General features: G+C 57.7%; 19 protein-coding genes. 6 read left to right on the top strand and 13 right to left on the bottom strand.

Features of this window, described 5'->3' with window-relative positions:
* Window positions 1-10: 10 nt before the first annotated feature.
* Window positions 11-1,168 (top strand): M23 family metallopeptidase, encoded by a 1,158-nt coding sequence (locus GOX75_RS05950; protein WP_171121626.1) that lies wholly within the window; start codon window positions 11-13, stop codon window positions 1,166-1,168.
* Window positions 1,169-1,231: 63 nt separating this feature from the next.
* On the opposite strand, the gene GOX75_RS05945 is transcribed toward GOX75_RS05950, so the two are convergent.
* A complete protein-coding gene (locus GOX75_RS05945; RefSeq protein ID WP_171121625.1) occupies window positions 1,232-1,903 on the bottom strand; it encodes a YafY family protein in 672 nt (223 codons plus the stop codon).
* A gap of 21 nt (window positions 1,904-1,924) precedes the next feature.
* Entirely contained in the window at window positions 1,925-2,230 is a 306-nt protein-coding gene (locus GOX75_RS05940; protein WP_171121624.1) for a hypothetical protein, read from the bottom strand.
* A 218-nt stretch (window positions 2,231-2,448) separates the two neighbouring features.
* Between GOX75_RS05940 and GOX75_RS05935 the strand changes: the two genes are divergently transcribed.
* The 4 genes from GOX75_RS05935 (at window position 2,449) to GOX75_RS05920 (ending at window position 4,965) form a co-directional block, all read left to right on the top strand.
* Window positions 2,449-2,664: a twin-arginine translocase TatA/TatE family subunit gene (locus tag GOX75_RS05935; RefSeq protein ID WP_039531114.1), complete on the top strand. Its 216-nt coding sequence runs from the start codon at window positions 2,449-2,451 to the stop codon at window positions 2,662-2,664.
* A 6-nt stretch (window positions 2,665-2,670) separates the two neighbouring features.
* The gene (gene tatB, locus GOX75_RS05930) at window positions 2,671-3,129 is read left to right on the top strand and encodes a Sec-independent protein translocase protein TatB (protein ID WP_171121623.1); all 459 of its coding nucleotides are present in this window, start codon (window positions 2,671-2,673) and stop codon (window positions 3,127-3,129) included.
* Window positions 3,126-4,004 (top strand): twin-arginine translocase subunit TatC, encoded by an 879-nt coding sequence (gene tatC / locus GOX75_RS05925; protein ID WP_171121622.1) that lies wholly within the window; start codon window positions 3,126-3,128, stop codon window positions 4,002-4,004. The genes tatB and tatC overlap by 4 nt, the downstream gene beginning before the upstream one ends.
* Before the next feature lie 118 nt (window positions 4,005-4,122).
* On the top strand, window positions 4,123-4,965 hold the full coding sequence (locus GOX75_RS05920) for an ATP-binding protein (RefSeq protein ID WP_171121621.1): 843 nt from the start codon (window positions 4,123-4,125) through the stop codon (window positions 4,963-4,965).
* 61 nt (window positions 4,966-5,026) lie between these two features.
* Here GOX75_RS05920 and GOX75_RS05915 read toward each other — a convergent pair whose 3' ends face one another.
* The 11 genes from GOX75_RS05915 to alr all read right to left on the bottom strand — a co-directional run bounded on the left by GOX75_RS05915 (window position 5,027) and on the right by alr (window position 14,998).
* Window positions 5,027-5,671, bottom strand: coding sequence for an SDR family oxidoreductase (locus GOX75_RS05915; RefSeq protein WP_171121620.1), 645 nt, complete (start codon window positions 5,669-5,671; stop codon window positions 5,027-5,029).
* Window positions 5,672-5,713: 42 nt separating this feature from the next.
* Complete coding sequence (locus GOX75_RS05910; protein ID WP_171121619.1) at window positions 5,714-5,962, bottom strand: hypothetical protein; 249 nt, start codon at window positions 5,960-5,962, stop codon at window positions 5,714-5,716.
* A gap of 269 nt (window positions 5,963-6,231) precedes the next feature.
* Window positions 6,232-7,755, bottom strand: coding sequence for an amidophosphoribosyltransferase (gene purF, locus GOX75_RS05905; RefSeq protein ID WP_171121618.1), 1,524 nt, complete (start codon window positions 7,753-7,755; stop codon window positions 6,232-6,234).
* 628 nt (window positions 7,756-8,383) lie between these two features.
* The gene (locus tag GOX75_RS05900; protein ID WP_171121617.1) at window positions 8,384-9,001 is read right to left on the bottom strand and encodes a CvpA family protein; all 618 of its coding nucleotides are present in this window, start codon (window positions 8,999-9,001) and stop codon (window positions 8,384-8,386) included.
* Between the two features lie 41 nt (window positions 9,002-9,042).
* Entirely contained in the window at window positions 9,043-10,407 is a 1,365-nt protein-coding gene (gene radA, locus GOX75_RS05895) for a DNA repair protein RadA (protein ID WP_171121718.1), read from the bottom strand.
* A 120-nt stretch (window positions 10,408-10,527) separates the two neighbouring features.
* The gene (locus GOX75_RS05890; RefSeq protein ID WP_254428769.1) at window positions 10,528-11,172 is read right to left on the bottom strand and encodes a DNA repair protein; all 645 of its coding nucleotides are present in this window, start codon (window positions 11,170-11,172) and stop codon (window positions 10,528-10,530) included.
* A 286-nt stretch (window positions 11,173-11,458) separates the two neighbouring features.
* Window positions 11,459-11,908 (bottom strand): paraquat-inducible protein A, encoded by a 450-nt coding sequence (locus GOX75_RS05885; RefSeq protein WP_171121615.1) that lies wholly within the window; start codon window positions 11,906-11,908, stop codon window positions 11,459-11,461.
* 88 nt (window positions 11,909-11,996) lie between these two features.
* Window positions 11,997-12,395, bottom strand: coding sequence for a hypothetical protein (locus GOX75_RS05880; protein ID WP_171121614.1), 399 nt, complete (start codon window positions 12,393-12,395; stop codon window positions 11,997-11,999).
* A 46-nt stretch (window positions 12,396-12,441) separates the two neighbouring features.
* Window positions 12,442-13,188, bottom strand: a complete 747-nt coding sequence (locus GOX75_RS05875; RefSeq protein WP_171121613.1) for an ABC transporter ATP-binding protein — start codon at window positions 13,186-13,188, stop codon at window positions 12,442-12,444.
* Window positions 13,185-13,967 (bottom strand): ABC transporter permease, encoded by a 783-nt coding sequence (locus GOX75_RS05870; RefSeq protein WP_171121612.1) that lies wholly within the window; start codon window positions 13,965-13,967, stop codon window positions 13,185-13,187. The genes GOX75_RS05875 and GOX75_RS05870 overlap by 4 nt, the downstream gene beginning before the upstream one ends.
* Window positions 13,964-14,998: an alanine racemase gene (alr, locus tag GOX75_RS05865; protein ID WP_171121611.1), complete on the bottom strand. Its 1,035-nt coding sequence runs from the start codon at window positions 14,996-14,998 to the stop codon at window positions 13,964-13,966. The genes GOX75_RS05870 and alr overlap by 4 nt, the downstream gene beginning before the upstream one ends.
* A gap of 229 nt (window positions 14,999-15,227) precedes the next feature.
* On the opposite strand from alr, the gene GOX75_RS05860 reads away from it, so the two are divergent.
* Window positions 15,228-15,770 carry a GNAT family N-acetyltransferase gene (locus GOX75_RS05860; RefSeq protein ID WP_171121610.1) on the top strand — a complete coding sequence of 181 codons (543 nt, stop codon included), beginning with the start codon at window positions 15,228-15,230 and terminating at the stop codon, window positions 15,768-15,770.

The raw sequence follows: 15,770 nt of genomic DNA, 5'->3' as shown, positions 1-15,770 counted from the left end.
GGACAGCAAAATGAGAGCAGTTTCCAAGTCAGCGATACGACGCTGCGCAACCGGAGCCGCGGCTCTGGCCCTTTTGGCGGGATGTGAAGGCCCGCTCGATTATGATCTGCGCGGGCAGGTCGGTGGGTTTTCGACAACCGACGCGGCGCAATCCGCGACGACAAGTCGTCCGGCGCCGGATGCACGCGGCGTGATCAGCTATCCAACATATCAGGTGGCCATAGCGCGCCGTGGTGACACAGTGAGGGACGTGGCCGCACGGGTCGGGTTGCCTGAGGGCGAGCTTGCCACCTTCAACGGCCTCAAGCCGACGGACACGCTGCGTGATGGCGAGGTTGTTGCCCTGCCTCGGGCGGTTGGTGCCGCCAGTACAGTGGATATCGCCACGATCGCCGGAACGGCTATTGACGACGCGCCGACGGATGGGTCTGTTCGAACGTCGACACTGGAGCCTGCGCAACCTGCCGCGGCACCAGTCCCGGCCCCAGCTGGCCCAGAACCGATCCGGCACAAGGTCAAGCGGGGTGAAACAGCCTTTACGATCTCAAGGCTTTACGATGTGCCGGTGGACGCGCTTGCCGATTGGAACGGCTTGGATTCAGACTTTACTGTGCGTGAGGGGCAGTTCCTGCTGATCCCGATCAAAAGCCAGCCTGCGCCGCAACAGGTAAGCCAACCGGCAACCAATGTCACGCAGCCGGGGCAGGGGTCGCCGACGCCCACTCCGCCAAGCGCGACGCAACCTTTGCCGGAAGAAGTGATTGCGCCAGCAAAACCTGCGCCTGATGTTACGGCCGAAGCCCCAACCAACCAGAGCAACTCCCTGTTGGGTCTGCCCGTCACGGGGACGATTATCCGTACCTATAGCAAGGGAAAGAACGAGGGCATTGATATCGCGGCGGCACCGGGAACTGCGGTGAAAGCCGCCGAAGCCGGTACGGTGGCCGCGATCACCGCAGACGCTGATCAGGTGCCGATCATCGTTGTGAAGCACAAGAACGACTTGCTAACCGTTTATGCCAATGTCGAAAACATCGCGGTGAAAAAGGGCGATAGTGTGCGCCGGGGCGAAAAGATTGCTGCATTGCGCGGCGGCGACAATGCTTATGTCCATTTCGAGGTTCGGAAAGGATTCGAGGCCGTCGATCCGGAACCCTACTTGAACTAAAGGGAATGGCCCTGATCGGGCCATACCTCCGGTGGGGATATTTTTAGCCAGATGAAGCGCGGATCACGCTTCGGGGTCGAAGTCGCTTAGTCTTTTGCCGGGCTCGTCGGCAAAGATTTCTGGCAAGGGGTGCACGGATTCGATCAGGTCTACGCGGAAGACACGGAAGCCTGCGCGCAATTCGCACCATGCCGTCAGGGTCCAGACGCGGCCCCAGTATTCCATATGCAGTGGGCGGATCGTGCGTTCTGTCAATACGCCGTCGATGCGGCGGTAGGACAGGAGGAGCTTTTGGCGCGACTTGATGGCGGATCGGATTGGCGCCATATGCGCCAGCCCGCGCGCGGCATCGGCAAAGGGATAAACGGCGAATTTCCAGGCGTCGGCCTCGGCCACGACCTGTGCCGGTAGCACCGCGTCGATCTTGTCGGCGAGAGTTTCGGCGGCGGCTTTCAGATCCGGGTCGGCGGCTTCGGCCACGATCGCCATGCCGAGGTTCAGCGCTTCTAGCTCGGCTGGGGTCAGGTTCAGGGGGGGCAGGGTGATTTGTTCGCGCACCATGTAGCCTACGCCGCGCTCCCCCTCGACCGGGACGCCCGAGGCGACGAGAGTATCCATGTCGCGGTAGATCGTGCGAACCGACACCTCAAGCCGGTCCGCAATGTCCTGCGCGCGGTGCAGTTTACCGTCGCGCAGAATCTGGATGATGTCGAACAGGCGGTCAGTGCGGCGCATGACACACCGTTTCGACCGCGATCAGGCGGTCATGTTCCATAGCACATTCTCATGGCGCATCTGGATGCTTTCCGGATCGATCGCAGCCATCAGATCCGCGCAAAAGTCCTGCTGCGGGAATTGCGCGGCGGCGTCTTTGGCCGCTTTCATATCCGTCCAGACCACATAGTCGGTCCAGCGGCCATCTTCGCCCTGGCTTAAGTGTCGATGGGTGAAGCCGGGAGCAGACCGGACAAAGCCTTCGGAGGCCCGGCTAAGTTTCACAAACTCTTCCGGCGTGGTGCTATTGGCGAGGCTGAAGGTGACGATTTCTGCAACATGGGTCATTTGAGTCTCCGTTGACCAGGTTTCGATGTCCTCTACCTAGCCAACTACAACTGACATAAACCTGTCAGTTGCAAAAAGCGAGCCTCAAAAAAAGGGTAGGGCGATCAAATTTACTGCACAAATTGCAAGCCCTGACTTTTGCAATCGGGGATCCGGGCGTAGACACGAACTCAGATCACATTCCCGGCGCAGTGCGTCGATGTACAAGGAGATATGACATGCTCAACAATATCGGCCTTCCCGGTCTTCTGCTGATTGCGGTTGTGGTGCTAGTGCTGTTTGGCCGTGGCAAGATCAGCTCGCTCATGGGTGAAGTGGGCAAGGGTATCACTTCGTTCAAAAAGGGCGTCAAAGAAGGCGCGGATGAGTTGGAGCAGGACGCGTCCGAGCTCGCAAAGGACGTCACGCCCGAGACTGACAAAGATAAGGCATAAGACCAGATGTTTGATCTGGGCTGGACCGAGCTTCTGGTCATTGGCATCGTGGCCCTGATCGTTGTGGGGCCAAAGGACCTGCCTGTGCTGTTCCGCAATGTTGGCCGTTGGGTCGGCAAGGCACGTGGTATGGCGCGCGAATTCAGCAGTGCGATGAACGAGGCCGCAGATCAGGCTGGTGTCAATGAAATCAAAAAGGGGCTGAACGCGGCGACCAATCCGGTTGGCACAGCCATGGACGGCGTGAAAGAAGCCGCACAGGAAATGGCCAAGAGCATGGATCCGACCAAGTTCGACCCCGACAGCGAAACCGGCAAACTGGCGGCTGAACGGGCAGAGCAGGCGAAAAAGATTCAGGCCTCGACCGCGCGCGCGGCTGCCGAACGCAAGGCCAAGGAAGCTGCTGAAGCTTTGGCCAAAGCGGAAGAAGCCGAGGCCGCGCTGAATACCGAAAGCAAGACATGACCAAGACCGACGAGATCGAGGACAGCTCGGCCCCATTGATCGAGCATCTGGCGGAGCTTCGCACGCGGCTTATTCACTGCGTCGTAGCGTTTCTGATTGGCATGATCATCTGTTTTACGGTGGCCACGCCGCTTTTTAACTTCCTGACGCGCCCGTTATGCGATGTTCTGGCCGAACGCGGGCAGGATTGCGGACTAATCTTCATTTCGCCGCAGGAAGGTTTCTTTGTGGCCATCAAGGTCTCGCTGCTTGGCGGGTTCATTCTGGCGTTCCCCTATATCGGGATGCAGATGTGGCGGTTCGTTGCTCCGGGGTTGTATAAATCCGAAAAGAACGCGTTCCTGCCGTTCATGCTGGCCTCGCCCTTCATGTTCCTGCTGGGTGCAAGTTTTGCCTTCTACGTCGTTACGCCGTTGGCCTATGACTTCTTCCTTGGGTTCCAGCAATTCGGGGCCGAAGGTGAGGTGGTGACCGAAGGTGCAACTGCCGCCCCGCTGAGCGTGGTCTTCCAGGGCTCGGCGCAGGAATACCTGAACCTGACGATCAAGTTCATCGTGGCCTTTGGCCTGTGCTTTCAACTGCCGGTTCTGCTGACCCTGATGGGGAAGGCGGGGCTGGTGACGGCCGAAGGCCTGGGATCAGTCCGCAAATACGCCGTGGTCGCCATTCTGGTGCTGGCCGCGCTGGTGACTCCACCGGACGTGATCACTCAGGTCATTTTGTTTGTGGTGGTCTACGGGCTGTATGAAATCTCGATCTTCCTCGTCGCCCGCGTCGAGAAAAAGCGCGAGGAACAGCTGCGCGCCGATGGCTATTACGATGATGATGAAGAAGAGGCGGATGCCGAGATTATTCGCGACGAAGACGGTAAATAACCGCTCTTTGAACTGAAAATCGGGCGCGCCACCGCTAGGCGCGCCTTTTTCTTTTCTGGACCTTGTTGCGCAAGCCGGAACATGGTTTGAAACCGCTACGACAAGACCGGAGGCCCCGATGGACAACCAAGCCCTGAACCGCATTGCTGACGCTCTGGAACGGATGGCCCCTGCACCCTTGGCCGCACCTGATTTCAATGCGGCCCCGGCATTTGTCTGGCACGTGGACCCCGACCGGCTTGAGCCGGTGACCAAGGTCAACCGGGTTGATCTGGACCTACTGGTTGGGATCAACCGGTCCCGAGACACGTTGCTGGATAATACCCGCCGCTTTGCATCCGGTTTCAAAGCCAACAACGCGCTTTTGTGGGGTGCGCGCGGGATGGGAAAATCCAGCCTTGTCAAAGCGGTCCACGGCACCTTGCAATCGGACCACCCCAACCTGAAACTGGTGGAACTCCAGCGCGAGGATATGGGCTCGGTCGCGCGCCTGCTGAACCATTTGCGCGCCGCGCCGTACCGGTTCATCCTGTTCTGTGACGATCTCTCGTTCAGCCATGATGACCAGCATTACAAATCGCTCAAGGCCGTGTTGGATGGCGGCATCGAAGGCCGCCCGGAAAACGTTGTTTTCTATGCTACTTCGAACCGCCGCCACCTGATGCCAAGGGACATGATCGAAAACGAACGCTCCAGCGCCATCAACCCGTCCGAGGCGGTCGAGGAAAAGGTCTCGCTGTCCGATCGCTTCGGGTTGTGGTTGGGCTTCCACCCCTGCGATCAAGATGAATACCTTGCGATGATCGATCGCTATTGCGCCGCCTACGGAGTCACGGTCGACGCTGACACTCTGCGCGCCGAAGCGATCGAATGGCAGGCCACCCGTGGCGCGCGCTCGGGCCGCGTCGCGTGGCAATTCTTCGTCGATCTGGCTGGGCGCAGCGGCACCCAAATAGGCTGATCCGCCCGCTTCATCTGGCTAAAAATATCCCCGCCGGAGGCATGGCCCGAAAGGGCCATTCCTAGAGCAGGGCCAATATCCGCGCGGCTTCGTCTGTCGCGGGTGTTAGCGCGGCGCGATCCTCACCGGGGTGGAACCTGGCGCGTACAGCCGTTGGCATAGGCGCAGGCTCAATGATCGAAACGCGCGGACCGGTGCGTTCGGTCTCTGCCGCCCAACTCCGCGCCAACGCGATCTGGGCTGCTTTGGTCGCACCATAAATACCATAGAATTTTTGGCCCGCCTTTGGATCGTCGAAAAACACGGCATGTCCGGTTTCACCCAACAAAGGGGCCACGTATGGGATAAGAACGGACGTTGCCGTCGCGTTGATGCTTGCGGCCTTTGCCCACTCTTTGGGATCTACAAAATGAACGGGCGTCAGCGCCGAGGTGTGGATAGCAGTATGCGCCCACAAATCCACCTTGCCCCAACGGTCATGGATGCTGCGGCACAGGGTGGCCATTGCGTTTGGATCGGCGATATCCATGGGGGCCAGCGTCGCTGAGCCACCTTTGGCCTGAATGCCGTCGTCCAGTTCTTCCAACCCGCCGGTCGTGCGGGCGACGGCAACAATGTGATACTCCGGCGCGAGGGCCTCGGCCAAAGCAGCACCCAGGCCGCGCGAGGCCCCGGTGATAAGGGCGATTTTGGTCTGATCGGTCATGGATGCGGTTTGGACCCCTGTGCGCAAAGCGTCAAGACAGGATTAGCTGCCGGGGATGGCGATCCGCTTGGTTTGGCCGCTTTGTCGCAGCATCACTCCGTCGTCATCAATGGCGACCACGGTGCCCGAGGCAATGCGGCTACCCGGTTTGACCTCTTTCACGCGGCCCGATGACAAGCGCACCAAAGCACGCATATCGGTTTTGGAGCCAAAAATTCCAAGTAAGGAAACTGAGTTCTTTTTTAACGCGCCCTTCTGCGTGGCAGCGCTTTTGACGGTGGCGTTTGACATGAACTGCGGCCGGGGCGCATGGCCCCAGCCCCTTGTGTTGAGTGGTTGGTGACAGGGGGGCTATCAAAGGCGCGGCCGGAACAAAAGGTGCGGTTGGCAGGCCGTTCCGCCACATACCATACCGACCCAGCGAACCCATTGCGAATGCGCCTCCTTCGCCAGAGGGTTGTGCGCGGAAATCAACCAATCGTTCCCTCTCCGGGCATGAAAAATGGCCCGATCGCCTAAGCAACGCGGGCCATTGTCACAACTGATTCGCGATGTAGCTCTTAGCCAGAGGCTAGCTTGGCCGCGTTCCACGACCCGCCCGGTATCTGCATGTCCTCGCGCTTTTTGCTGACCCGAGTGCTGTTTTCCAGCGTGTCTAAATAGTCTTCGCTGACGCTGCCGGTGATGTACTTGCCGTCAAAGCATGAACAGTCAAAGGCCTCGATCTCGGGGTTGCCTTCCTTGGCCGCCCAGATCAGGTCGTCGAGGTGCTGATAGAACAAAGCGTCTGCACCCAACTCCTGCCGAATTTCCTCGATCTCTTTACCGTTGGCGATCAATTCATGCTTGGTGGGCATGTCGATCCCATAGACGTTGGGGTACTTCACCGGAGGCGAGGCGCTGGCGATATAGACCTTTTTTGCACCGGCCTCACGGCACATTTGGACGATCTTTTTGATCGTGTTGCCGCGCACGATGGAATCGTCGATCAGCAGCACGTTATGCCCATCGAACTCCAGCGGAACCGCATTCAGCTTGCGGCGCACGGATTTCTGACGCTCTTCCTGACCGGGCATGATAAAGGTACGCCCGACATAGCGGTTCTTCACCAAACCTTCGCGATAGGGAATACCAGTAATCTTGGCAGCCTCAAGTGCGACGGGGCGGGCGCTGTCGGGAACCGGGATGATCCGGTCGATCTCAAGCCCTGAATCCTGAATTTGTTTGGCCAGAGTCTGCCCCATGCGCATCTGGGTCTTGTAAACGGATACGCCATCCAGCAACGAATCCGGACGTGCAAGATACACATATTCAAAGATACAGGGTGTCAGCTTGCCTTCGACGGCCTGGAACTCGTGTTTGTTTCCGTCAAGGTCGATTAGGATCGCTTCGCCCGGACGCAGGTCACGCAATTTGCTGAACCCGTTGATCCCAAAAGCAACATCTTCCGAGGCAAAGGCATAGTCATCTCCTTTGCCGCCTTCCTCGCGGATCGCAACGGACAGCGGGCGGATGCCATGCGGGTCACGAAACGCCAACATGCCGACCCCAGCGATCAGGCAAATGACGGAATAGGCACCCTGAACACGTTCCATCGTCATCTTCACACCGGCGAAGATGTTGCGGATCGGATCGGCATTGCCGTTGACTTTGATCGCATCGGCCACTTTGTCGGCCAAAACGTTCAGCAAAATCTCGGAATCTGATGTCGTGCGCAGGTGGCGGCTGTACTTGCCCGTTACCTTTGCACGCTGTTGGGCGGTATTGGTGATGTTGCCGTTGTGGACCAGATAGATGCCGTAGGGGGCGTTCACGAAGAATGGCTGCGCCTCAGACGCGCTGAGCGACCCGGCGGTCGGATAGCGGACGTGGCCAATCCCGACCTTGCCCAGCAGGGTTTCCGCGTCCTTGGCGTTGAACACGTCCTTGACCAAACCGTTGGCCTTTTTCTCGCGAAAGAACTCTCCGGTATAGGTGACGATCCCCGAGGCATCCTGACCCCGGTGCTGCAACATCAGCAGCCCGTCATAGATTTCCGCAAACACATCATGCGTTCTGCTTGCGATCCCCAAAATCCCACACATGTACGGGCTCCAATTTCTATGACGTTTTGACGTGCGACGCGGTTTGGAACGGGCGCATGGGAGTATCTATGCTTTGTACTGCCCGTCTAAACTTAGGGGCAGACGCGCCTGCGTCACGAAGGGTTGGCGCGAAGAAAAACAGATACAGCAAGATCGGTGGCTCCGATTCCATGTCAGTTCGGCTCTCACATAATGCCTTACGGTGCCGGTGTCATCAAAGGATCACATTTGCGATTTGACGCAGGTGGATTTTGTCACAATGAGCATCAAAAGGTGACGTTCGGTGCGGCTTATGCTGTCAATTCCGCAAGAATGATTGTCTGATATAGAAAAATATCGGGCAGGGTTTTGAAAAATGTGGCAGCACAAACAAGGACAAAAAAAGGAAGAGCCGTCCAAGCGGCGATGCCATCGTTGTCGTGGAATGGGCCGTGCTCCGTGCCCGATTTGCAATGGGGCGGGCGAGGTCGTCAAAAGCCGCGATGTCTATGGAAAACCTATCTACAGCAACTGTACCGGCTGTTTCGGCCTGAAGAACGTCCGCTGTACGGTGTGCGCGGGTGAAGGCTTTACCTGAAGCAAAGTCTCACGGCCAAAGAAAAAGCCCGGTCTGAGCCGGGCTTTTTTGTTATTCGTTCGTTGTTGGTGTCGTCGTTTCTTCGGTCGGAGTAGAGCTTTCGGTGGGGGCTGACCCCTCTGTGCAGCTTGCGACCAGTTCTTCGTATTGCTGGGTGACCCAACCCAAAGCGGCCTCGGGGTTTTGCTCTTCGATCTTTTCCCCGAATTGTTCGAAAACTTTCGCCGAACGGCTTTCGTCCACGATGGTATAGGACTGGCCGGTCATGACCGTGTCGTAGACGAAGAACGCGATGGCGACCAATAAGATGCCGCGCGCGATACCGAAAAAGAACCCAAGCGCCTGATCCAGTCCACCCAGCGCCGAGCGTTGCACGACCGAGGAAAACAGGGGTGCAAATATGCTGACCACGATCAAGGCCACTGCAAATACGGCTGCGAACCCGGTTATCACCGACAATTCGCAACTGTCGCGCAGGAAATCACCAACGACGGGAATCTCTTTGATCAGCGGCACAGCTTGGGGTGCGAAAATAAAGGCAAGCACGGCGGCTGCGACCCAACCCGCAATCGCCAGAATCTCTCTCAAAAGGCCGCGGGAATAGGCCAATAGGCCCGACACCACGACGATCAGGGCAACCACCCCGTCAATAATTGTAAAACCTTCCATGGCCCTCGCCTGTATTTTTTTCAGCCTCTCAAGGCGTTACCTTAACCTGCTCCGAAGGTTTCGCCAACAAACCCCACCAAATCAGAGGGTCGGGTGAGTGTCAGACCTGCCACACTCCCAGTTTTGCCACCTGCCGGAGCTATGGCTGATGTGAAACCAAGTTTCTGGGCTTCTTTCAACCTATTTTCAGTTTGAGAGGCTGGCCTAAGTGCCCCGGATAACGAGATTTCCCCGAAGACGACCGTGTCTGCGGGCAGGGCCGTGTCTTCGCGTGCGCTGAGCAATGCCGCTGCAACCGCAAGGTCGGCAGCGGGTTCGCTGACTTTCAGGCCACCGGCCACGTTGAGGTAAACGTCAAGCCCGGTGAAGGGCACACCGCACCGTGCCTCTAGCACGGCCAGGATCATGGCCAGTCGCCCGCTGTCCCAACCCACGACCGTTCGGCGGGGCTGAGAGTGTGGGGAAGGTGCGACAAGTGCTTGTAATTCAACCAAAACAGGGCGCGTACCTTCGATCCCCGCGAATACTGCCGAACCGGGGCTGGGCGCGCCACGCTCGGACAGGAACAGGGCCGAAGGGTTCGTGACCTGAGCCAGACCTTTGCCCGTCATTTCAAACACGCCGATCTCATCTGCAGGGCCGAAACGGTTCTTGACTGCGCGCAGGATACGGAACTGATGACCGCGTTCGCCCTCAAAATACAGCACTGTATCGACCATATGCTCGACGACCCGGGGGCCTGCGATTTGACCCTCTTTCGTGACATGGCCGACCATGATGATCGAAATCCCGTGTCGTTTCGCAAACGTGGTCAATTCATGCGCAGCGGCCCTTACTTGTGAAACCGAGCCGGGGGCGCTGTCGACATTGTCGGCCCACATGGTCTGAATCGAGTCGATAATGGCAAGGCCGGGCTTTTCCGCCTCAAGCGTGGTCAGGATGTTGCGCAGGTTGGTTTCCGCCGCCAGTTGCACTGGTGCGTCTTCTAGCCCAAGGCGACGCGCGCGCATCCGCACCTGCGCGCTGGCTTCTTCGCCGGACACATAAATGGTCTTGACGCCAGCACGCGAGAACCGGGCGGCAGCCTGCAGCAGCAGAGTGGACTTGCCGATTCCGGGGTCACCGCCCACCAGCAAGGCCGAGGCCGGAACAAGGCCACCACCCAGAACACGGTCCAGTTCATCAACCCCGCACAGCGTGCGGGGCGGGGGAGTTTCCTCGGTCGACAGGTCCGTGAGTGCGATGGGCTGGCCACGTTTGCCGCCGAGGGATTTTTTTGCAGGGCCAGCCGAAAGGGGTACATCCTGCGCAATCGTGTTCCATTCGCCGCAACTGTCGCATCGCCCGGACCAACGGGAATGGGTAGCACCACAGGCCGAACAAGAAAAAGAAGTCGTCTTCACCATGCCGTCCTTGGTGCCCGAGGACGGTCGGTTCTTCAAGCCCTTATGGGCTTTCCTCTCCGACGGTGGCGGGCTGCGTCCTCAGACCCGACGGGTCATCGTCGACAGCAGGCGCTGACGCGCCTATTCCGCCGCGCGTGGTGGTGACATTGCAATTACGCTGGATGCCGAAGTTTCACGATCTTCGGCCGGCGTCTGTAACTGGGCTGACAGCTCTGGCAGAAGTTCGAACAACTCATCGCGCAGCCGAGCAAGCTGAGACTTGGCAATGGATTCTTCGATCTCGATATCGCGTGTCCACTGTCGCAGTTCCTGCTGAATGGTCTGGGCGTCGCCGATCCGCTGCTGGAATTGTTCGATCTCTTCCTGTCGCTGTTGCAGGAACATACGCGCGCGGGAAACTTTGGCATCGCCATAGGTTTCAGCCAGCTCGTGACTGATCTGACTCATCTGTGCGGCCAGTTCCAGGATTTCCGGCTCAAGCAATTGCAGGTCTGGATGGTGGCGCAGAAACGCCATCCGTTCCTTGACCGCATCGAATTCCGAGGACAGTAGAAAGGTATCCCCACGATCAGCCGCATGCGCCAACTGGTACGCGTAAGAGATGTCCTGCATGTTCAGCGAGAACTTCCGATGGGCGTTTTCCAGCGCCATCATTCGCGCATTTGCCGGCAGATAGAACGCCAGCATGAGAATCAGTGCTGTCAGTCCTATCTGTATGAACATACCCGCATCAACATAGGTTCCCGTGCCGAAACCGGCTTGCATGGACAACCATGGCAGCACGCCGAAAGCAGAAAGTATTGTCGTTGAAACAGAGAACAGTGCCGCAGCACAAATCAGCAAAAAAGTAAGTCTTAAAAACGCATTCTGAAATTGCAAAGTCATATTATGGAGGGCGGTCATGATAGACGAACTCCTTCTCAAACCGGTACAAACCAGGCCAGAGTGGGATGCAATTAACACACGCAGATTGATCCGCTGCGGACCTGGAACTACTAATTGTTGCTGCTCGAAATATTAAGATGATACCCAGATGAAGGTTTTCAATCAATTAGGTCTGAGGTTTTCGTGAACTGGATGTCATTTCCGTAATGTATCCCAGCGCGATTGAGGCCAGAATGCAGGCTGTAAACAAGTACAATCCCCATGCGGTTTCGATAGTGGCGTAGGAGATGCCTTTGGCCAGCGTGATGTACAGCGCGATCAGAAAGATGTCAGCCATCGCCAGTTTCCCCATGATATTGAGCGCGGGTTGAACGCGGGCGTCCAGCAGGTCCCACTGCACCAGAGCCGTGCCAATCGTCTTGATATAGGGCGCGAAGAGGGCAAAGACGGTGACAACCAGTGCAAGGAAGATATCGGATTTCCACAGGGATTGGAGGCCGGTGATGACGCTGATTTCCGACAGGCCGAAAATGGGCAGCAGACCGGCGCGCATCAGTGGGGCAAACCATGCGATGGGGTAGAGGATCAGGAGCGAGAGGGTGGCGAGGCGGAGCATATGCTTAGATTGGTCAAAGATGTCAGAATTCCAAGTGGAATTTCGACTTAGTGTTCCACAAGCGCAAACAAGATGGATGAGCTATGAATTATCCAAATACCTCTGCAGAATATTTAAAAAACATCCGCATAACCGGAATACAAAAAATAACGGTCACAGCGGCATGAACCGGGTAGAGACGTTTAGTGATTGCGAAAATCGCGGCACCAATTGTTGCAACGGCGCAAAGAATGACCGGCGCAACCACCACGGTTTCCAGCCATTCTCCTTTTAACATCGACTCCTGAACGCTTTCAGGGAAACTAGAAGTGTTAAGGAGTGCAATTATTGAAAGTGTTATCCAAGCGCTGCAAAGCATGGGGGTCCAAATCAAGACTAGACCGACTTTCTTGTAGTCGGTGGTCGCTTTGATTTTCTGACCAAGCGAGATAGAGATCCAGGCGGCTGTTATTGGTAAAAATAATACTACAGCAATTAAGAAAAACATCTTTGTAACTTACGTGGTTGTCACATTGCCTCGCATAGTGAAGCTTTTATCGCACCGCCTCAATTGGCCCCTCGGCACTCCCACTGATAAACTGTTCCACGTAAGGATCGCCCGACGAATCCATCTGCCCAACCGGGCCTGTCCATTGGATGACGCCTCCGTGAAGCATGGCGACGTTGTCGGCAATCGCGCGGACGGAACTCATGTCGTGGGTGATGGTCATGGCCGTCGCGCCCATCTCGGTCACGATTTCGCGGATCAGGTCGTTGATGACGCCAGACATGATCGGGTCAAGGCCGGTGGTGGGCTCGTCGAAGAAAATGATCTCCGGCTCGGCGGCGATGGCGCGGGCGAGGCCCACGCGCTTCTGCATCCCGCCCGACAGTTCAGATGGGAACCGATCGGCCACGTCGGATTTCAGACCGACCCGGCGAAGTTTCTCGATTGCAATCTCGCGCGCATATTCCGGGGGGCGTTTTAACGGGCCGCGCAGCAGGCGGAAGGCCACGTTTTGCCAGACGGGGAGCGAGTCAAACAACGCCGCCCCTTGAAACAACATCCCGAACCGCGCCAGAAACGCATCCCGGTCGCCCTTGGTGGCGTCTTTGCCGTCAACATAGATCATGCCACTGTCGGGTTTGATCAGGCCAAGAATACATTTCAGCGCAACGGACTTTCCGGTGCCCGACCCGCCGATGATGACCATCGAGGTGCCCTTGGGGATATCAAGGCTCATGCCGCGCAGAACCTGATTGGAGCCAAAGGCTTTGTGTACATTTTCCATCCTGATCATACCGAGAAGAACACCCCTGTCAGAATGAAGTTTGCGGCCAGAATCATGATTGCAGCAGACTCGACCGAGGACTTGGTCGCCCGACCGACGCCTTGCGCGCCGCGTCCCGAATTCATGCCGTAGTAGCAGCCCATGATCGCCGCGATCAGGCCAAAAGCCGCCCCTTTGACCAGCGACGAGACAATGTCGCGTGTTTCAAGGAAATTGACCGTGTTTTGCAGATAGGTCGCTGCGTTGAAGCCCAGATTCTCGGTCGCGACGACATACCCTCCGGCGATGCCGATGATATCCCCGATGCCTACCAGCAGGGGCACGGTAATTAGCGCGGCCAGAACGCGGGGCGCTGTTAGGTATTTCATCGGGTGGGTCGACAGTGTCACCAACGCGTCGATCTGTTCGGTCACCTTCATGGTCGCAATCTCAGCCGCGATGGACGAGGTAACACGGGCGGCGATCATCAGGCCGACCAGAACCGGACCAAGCTCGCGCACCATGCCAATGGCAACGATCTGCGGTACCACGGCCTCGGCGTTGAAACGCGCACCGCCTGCATAGATTTGCAGCGCTAGCGCACCGCCGGTAAAGATGGCGGTCAATCCGACAACGGGCAAAGACAGCCATCCGATATTCATCAGCGCAACGGCAAATTCGCGTGGGTAATAAGGCGGCCTGAAGATGTGTGAGATGGCGTCAATGGAAAACAAGGCCACCTTGCCAAAGGTCGCAAGCAGGGTCAGCACTGCGCGACCAAGACCGCCCAGCATGTCCAGCGCACTCATTCCACGTAGCCTCGGGAATATCGCGCGCCTAGCGATGTGAGGATTTCATATCCAATGGTGCCAGCGGCCTCGGCCAGATCATCGACAGTCTGGTGACCGTTCAGGATACGCATACGCTCGGGGTCATTGGGCAAATCGGTGACATCGACGGTAATCAGGTCCATCGAAATGCGTCCAACGACTGGGCAGGGCTGACCACCGGCGAACGCGTCGATCCCGCCGCCAATTGCCCTGTGCAACCCATCCGCGTATCCCGCCGCGACAGTTGCAATGCGCGACGGCCGCCGGGCCGTCCAACTGTTGCCATAGCCAACCGTTTCTCCGACCGCCAGTTGGCGGACCTGAATGACAGGCAAGTCTACGGTCACCACCGGTTTTGCGTCAGCGAACGGCATTCCACCGTACAAACCGATCCCTGGGCGGCAAAAGTCGAAATGGAATTCGGGGCCAAGCAGCGTTCCCCCAGTGGCCGCCAGTGAACGCGGCGCGGAAATTCCATCGGTCATCTCGCGGAAGGTTCGCAACTGCTGTTGGTTCATGGGGTGGTCAGGTTCGTCCGAGCACGCCAAATGCGACATCACAACAAGCGGTTTCAGCGGTTCGATCCTGGGGCGCAGTTCCGCCCAGTCCGCAGGCTCTAGGCCCAGACGGTTCATGCCGCTGTCCAGTTGAACCCCGAAAGCCTGATCGGGCAGGGCCTCGACATGGCGTAGGAACTGCTCGGGTGAATTGATTAAAGGTGTCAGGTCATGGTCGCGCAACAGATCTGTGTCGCCTTCCATATGGCCCGAGAACACGCCGATCATTGGCATAGGCCCGACGGCCTGACGGACGGCGGCCCCTTCTTCCGCGGCCGCCACAAAGAACTTGCGCACGCCTTCTTCGGCCAGCGTTGCCGAAACGGGCTCGGCCCCAAGGCCATAAGCGTCGGCCTTGACCACGGCGCCGGTCTCGACATTGGTTTTCGCGTCGAGCGCCTGCCAGTTGCTGGCCAGCGCATGAAGGTTGATCGTCAAACGTGCGGTACTCATGGCTCTGTTCATGACATTGGATCGCGGCAGGTCAAGGGGGTACGGGCCGATTATTGCCTCGATTGACGGGAACGTGGGCGGCATGCGGCCTGTATTTCGAAACGGGCGCGCCAAATTGCCGGTCGAGTTTTCGTTTTTTACGGGTGCCCTATTGTGTTTAACTTGTGATCAACAGCGGCCAGCCAGGGGAATCGTTCACTTGGGCTGTGACGGCGGGAAAAGGGCGAACATGATTGAACTTACGTCGGGATACGCCGGTTTTGAGGCGCAGATACCATCGTTTTATGGGGACGTTTTCACAGCCTCCGAAGGAGTGGCCGAAGGTCAGGCTCTGACGTCGTTGGTGCAGGATTTGATGGGGACATCCGAAGACGACGATCTGCGCTGCTATCTGGCAAGCGAAGGTGAAGAGCTTTTGGGGTGCATCCTCTTTTCGCGCTTGTTTTACGATGAAGACCCGCGCAACGTCGTTTTGATGTCGCCGGTCGCCGTTAAAACCGATCGCCAGAAAGCAGGGATTGGGCAAAGGCTGATCCGTTTCGCGCTGGACGACCTGAAGGGGCAAGGCGTTGATTTCGCGATAACTTACGGTGATCCTGCCTACTACGGAAAGACAGGGTTCAAACCGATGGCGCAGGATTTCGCCCGTCCGCCCCAGAAGCTGAGCCAGCCGCACGGATGGATCGGTCAGTCGCTGGCTGAGGGCGACGCGGCCCCTTTCACTGGTCCGTCGCGCTGCGTTCCCGCGTTTGACAAGCCTGAATTGTGGTAG

The sequence above is a fragment of the Ruegeria sp. HKCCD7251 genome, assembly GCF_013031165.1.
Classification (GTDB): domain Bacteria; phylum Pseudomonadota; class Alphaproteobacteria; order Rhodobacterales; family Rhodobacteraceae; genus Ruegeria.
This window is presented reverse-complemented; position numbering and strand designations above follow the sequence as displayed.

Bases quoted from the DNA above. Each gene is read 5' to 3' on its own strand.
- purF (WP_171121618.1), bottom strand. From the start codon at position 7,755: ATGTGTGGGATTTTGGGGATCGCAAGCAGAACGCATGATGTGTTTGCG.
- GOX75_RS05870 (WP_171121612.1), bottom strand. From the start codon at position 13,967: ATGAGTGCGCTGGACATGCTGGGCGGTCTTGGTCGCGCAGTGCTGACC.
- GOX75_RS05890 (WP_254428769.1), bottom strand. From the start codon at position 11,172: ATGCAAGCCGGTTTCGGCACGGGAACCTATGTTGATGCGGGTATGTTC.
- GOX75_RS05880 (WP_171121614.1), bottom strand. From the start codon at position 12,395: ATGTTTTTCTTAATTGCTGTAGTATTATTTTTACCAATAACAGCCGCC.
- tatB (WP_171121623.1), top strand. From the start codon at position 2,671: ATGTTTGATCTGGGCTGGACCGAGCTTCTGGTCATTGGCATCGTGGCC.
- GOX75_RS05920 (WP_171121621.1), top strand. From the start codon at position 4,123: ATGGACAACCAAGCCCTGAACCGCATTGCTGACGCTCTGGAACGGATG.
- radA (WP_171121718.1), bottom strand. From the start codon at position 10,407: ATGGTGAAGACGACTTCTTTTTCTTGTTCGGCCTGTGGTGCTACCCAT.
- GOX75_RS05935 (WP_039531114.1), top strand. From the start codon at position 2,449: ATGCTCAACAATATCGGCCTTCCCGGTCTTCTGCTGATTGCGGTTGTG.
- GOX75_RS05900 (WP_171121617.1), bottom strand. From the start codon at position 9,001: ATGGAAGGTTTTACAATTATTGACGGGGTGGTTGCCCTGATCGTCGTG.
- GOX75_RS05950 (WP_171121626.1), top strand. From the start codon at position 11: ATGAGAGCAGTTTCCAAGTCAGCGATACGACGCTGCGCAACCGGAGCC.
- GOX75_RS05910 (WP_171121619.1), bottom strand. From the start codon at position 5,962: ATGTCAAACGCCACCGTCAAAAGCGCTGCCACGCAGAAGGGCGCGTTA.
- GOX75_RS05915 (WP_171121620.1), bottom strand. From the start codon at position 5,671: ATGACCGATCAGACCAAAATCGCCCTTATCACCGGGGCCTCGCGCGGC.
- alr (WP_171121611.1), bottom strand. From the start codon at position 14,998: ATGAGTACCGCACGTTTGACGATCAACCTTCATGCGCTGGCCAGCAAC.
- GOX75_RS05940 (WP_171121624.1), bottom strand. From the start codon at position 2,230: ATGACCCATGTTGCAGAAATCGTCACCTTCAGCCTCGCCAATAGCACC.
- GOX75_RS05860 (WP_171121610.1), top strand. From the start codon at position 15,228: ATGATTGAACTTACGTCGGGATACGCCGGTTTTGAGGCGCAGATACCA.
- tatC (WP_171121622.1), top strand. From the start codon at position 3,126: ATGACCAAGACCGACGAGATCGAGGACAGCTCGGCCCCATTGATCGAG.
- GOX75_RS05875 (WP_171121613.1), bottom strand. From the start codon at position 13,188: ATGATCAGGATGGAAAATGTACACAAAGCCTTTGGCTCCAATCAGGTT.
- GOX75_RS05945 (WP_171121625.1), bottom strand. From the start codon at position 1,903: ATGCGCCGCACTGACCGCCTGTTCGACATCATCCAGATTCTGCGCGAC.
- GOX75_RS05885 (WP_171121615.1), bottom strand. From the start codon at position 11,908: ATGCTCCGCCTCGCCACCCTCTCGCTCCTGATCCTCTACCCCATCGCA.